1 protein-coding gene is annotated in these 930 nt (G+C 62.7%); it reads left to right on the forward strand.

What is annotated here, in order from left to right; genetic code table 11:
* On the forward strand, positions 1-924 hold a 924-nt coding region (locus tag AC0L16_RS33500; protein ID WP_473625800.1), incomplete at its 5' end, for an ISAs1 family transposase.
* Positions 925-930: the final 6 nt, after the last annotated feature.

The raw sequence follows: 930 nt of genomic DNA on the forward strand, positions 1-930 counted from the left end.
TGCGCCGATTGGCTGCGGGTGGTGATGAACCGGATCGGACCGGACCTGTTCGCCTCCTGCTTTCTTGCCTTCGTTGCCGAGCGTCTGCCCGAAGCAGTCGGCCAGATCGCCATCGATGGCAAGACCTCACGCCGCAGCCACGATCGCGGGCGTGGACAGGCGGCGCTGCACCTGGTTTCGGCCTATGCGACAACCCACAGCCTCGTGCTGGGGCAACGGGCGGTGGCCGACAAGTCCAACGAGATCACCGCCATTCCCTTGCTGCTGCAGGAACTGGCCGCGTCCGGAGCGCTGGCGGGTAGTCTCGTTTCCATCGACGCCATGGGTTGCCAATCCAACATCGCCGAGACGATCGTCGATCTCGGCGGCGATTATCTGTTGGCCACCAAGGACAATCAGAAGACCGCCCATGCCGAGATCCAGCTCTATTTCGATGCTGCTCCGGCCAATGAGATCGATGCGCTCACTGAGGTCGAGAAGGGCCATGGCCGCATCGAGACGCGCCGCCACCTCGTCTCCCAGCGCGTCGACTGGATGAGCGGCAAGCGGCGCTATCCCGATGAGCCGCGCTTCAAGGGCCTCAGCACCATCGCCATGGTCGAGACCCGTATCGAGACCGGCGCCGAGGTCAAGATCGAGCGGCGATGCTACATCTCCTCTCGCATCCTCACCGCAAAAACCTTCGCCGAGGCCGCCAGAGCCCATTGGGGCATCGAGAACGGCCTGCACTGGGTTCTCGATGTCCAATTCAAGGAGGACCAATCGCGCCTGCGCCGCGGCCACGGCGCCACAAACATGGCGATGGTCCGCCACCTCGCTCTCAACCTCATCCGAGCCATGCCCGGAAAACAATCCATCAAGGGAAAGCGAAAACTCGCAACCTGGGATACCGACTACCTGATGGCAGCTCTCCAACTCCGTTAACCTGGA

It is taken from the genome of Mesorhizobium sp. WSM4848 (genome assembly GCF_055811375.1).